Origin of the sequence: Streptomyces niphimycinicus, from assembly GCF_018883605.1 — a bacterium.
Lineage (GTDB): Bacteria > Actinomycetota > Actinomycetes > Streptomycetales > Streptomycetaceae > Streptomyces > Streptomyces niphimycinicus.
Genome location: NZ_JAHLEM010001168.1, coordinates 1 through 2,487 on the forward strand (window position 1 = coordinate 1; position 2,487 = coordinate 2,487).

Annotated in this window: 2 protein-coding genes; one reads left to right on the forward strand and one right to left on the reverse strand. The window is 74.9% G+C overall.

All coding sequences use genetic code 11. From position 1 onward, the window contains the following. Positions 1–904 (reverse strand): serine/threonine-protein kinase (locus KN815_RS48560; protein WP_216348132.1); only part of this gene is annotated, 904 nt, incomplete at its 3' end. A gap of 523 nt (positions 905–1,427) precedes the next feature. On the opposite strand from KN815_RS48560, the gene KN815_RS48565 reads away from it, so the two are divergent. After that, on the forward strand, positions 1,428–2,487 hold a 1,060-nt coding region (locus KN815_RS48565), incomplete at its 3' end, for an FHA domain-containing protein (protein WP_216348133.1).

Sequence of the window (2,487 nt, forward strand, 5' to 3'; positions counted from 1 at the left end):
CGAGCAGCGCGGCGACGCCGAGCGCCGCCTCGGCCTGCGCGGCGGAGGCGTGCACCCCGACACCGGCGGCGACCACGCGCAGCGCACGGGCCAGGCTCTCGGCGCTGGGTCGCTCCTCGGGCCGCTTGCGCAGACAGCGCTCTATGACGGTCCACAGCGGCTCGGGCACGGTCGAGGGGCGGCGCGGCTCCTCGCTGAGGTGGCGGTGGAGCACCTCGAGGGCGGTGTTGCCGGCGAACGGCGGACGGCCGGTGACCAGCTCGTAGAGCATGATGCCCGCGCCGTAGATGTCCACGGCGGAGGTCTGCGGACGGCCCTCGGCGGACTCCGGCGCCACATAGGCGGGGGTGCCGACGAACTCCTGGGTGCGGGTGAGGCCGGGCGAGTCGGCGAGGCGCGCGATGCCGAAGTCGGTCAGCATCGGGTGCATTTCCTGGCCCTCGCCGGTGCCCGCGAGCAGCACGTTGGCGGGCTTGAGGTCGCGGTGCACGACGCCGTCGGCGTGGCTGGCGGCGAGCGCGTCCGCGATCTGGGCGGTGAGGAGGGATGCGGCGACGGGGGTGAACGGGCCGTTGCTGCGCAGGTATTTGTGCAGATCCGGGCCGTCGATCAGGTCCATGACCAGGGCCAGCAGATCACCCTCGACCACCAGGTCACGGGTGCGGACGATATTGGGGTGGGTGAGCCGCAGCAGCACCGAGCGCTCGCGGAGAAAGCGCATGACGATGTCCGCGTCGTTCGCGAGCTCCTCCTTGAGGACCTTGATCGCGACGGTCTCGCCGGGCTGCCCGGCCACGGCGGCCTCGGCCCCCGCCGCCTCCCGCTGGCTCGCCCGCCATACGGTGCCCGTGGCTCCGCGCCCGAGCGGCTCCTCGAGCAGGTACTTGCTGCCTACCGGCCGCACGTCATGCGCTCCCTGATCGTGGTCTTACTTCGGTGGACTGCGATGGTCTGCTTGCTGCGCTGCTTACCGCTTTGCTTGTTGCGCTGCTTGACGGTCCGCTTGTGGTGCTCGTCCGCCCCACTGTAATGGCGACGCACGGTGCGCCCTATCCGATCACCACATGAGGGTCCGGCGCCGGGGAAGACGTGTGATCCGGGCAGATGGTTGCCGGTGGCGGTCCGGGCCGCTCGATCGCCGCTCGATTGGGCACCGCCAAGCGTCTCAAGGGCGGCCGTTCCGGTCGCAATCAGCCAGTTTCGGCCGACTAGCCGACCAATCAAGATCATGTGGCGCCGGGCGGCGGGCGAAGTGTCGGTGGCAGGTGCGAGGATGCTGGCAGCACGGAAGCGCCGAGCGGCTGGGGGCTCACGCTCCGTGACCCGTACGACCCCGTACGGACCTGTACGTGCCGAAGGGCCTGGGGGCGGTGGTGGGGGTCGGCACCCTTGCCCGGCCCCCCGGACAGAAGGGACCGTTGACGGCGATGCAGATTCGGCTGACCGTCCTCGGGCCGCGCAGCGCCCACCCGGGCCGTTCCGGCCACCATCCTGCGCCCGCGTCCGCGCCGCATGCCCTTATGGGCGCGGTGGACGTCCTGGTCACCGCCCCTGTCGGCACGGCCCTGGCCTCGGTGGCCGGCGGGCTCGCCGACGCGGTCGCCGCGGCCGGGTACGAGGCGGGGGGCGGCAGCGGCGGCGGCGCGGTGGTGCTGTACGCGGGGGGTGAGCGGCTGGACCCGCAGCGCTGTGCGCTGGGCGAGCCGCCGCTGGTGGACGGCGCGGTGCTCTCCCTGCACGCCCCGGCCGACCCCTACTCCGGCCACTACCCCGGCTATCCCGGCCTCCCCGAGACCGCGGTGGCCGACGCCACGGTCCATCTGGACGTGGTCGCGGGCCCCGACGCGGGCGGCGTCCATCTGCTCCACGGCGGCCAGGTCCGCATCGGCCGCTCCGCCGACGCGGACGTTCCCCTGGACGACCCCGACGTCTCCCGGCTGCACTGCGCGGTCACGGTCGCCGAGGACGGCCGCGTGACCATCGCCGACCTCGGCTCGACCAACGGCACCGCCGCCGACGGCGTCCCCGTGGGCCCCCATCCGGTGCCGCTGGAGCCGGGGGCGCTGCTGCGGATCGGCGAGTCCGCCCTGCGGCTGCGCGTCCCCTCCGCGACGTCCGGGTTCCCGTCGGCCCCCTCGGCCCCCTCGCGCCTTCCGGTCCACGCGGACGGCGAGGGCCACCTCCGCGTCACGCCCGCCGGGGACCACCCCACCCACGCGGAGGGCCCCTGGACCGGCGCCCCCCAGTCCGCCCCCACCCACTCCGCCGAGGGCACCTGGGCACCTGCCGGCCGCCACCCCGGCACCGGCTGGACCCGAGTAGCCCAGCCGGGTGACGAGCCTCACTCAGCGCCCGGACGGTACGAGGAGGGCGCGGCCACCGGCCCCCGGGACCCCCGCCGGGGCGAGGAGAACTGGGGCCCGGGTGAGGGGGCCGCCTCCGGGTCACGCGGCGGCGCAGGCACCGGGGCGCGGGGCGGGGCGGGCG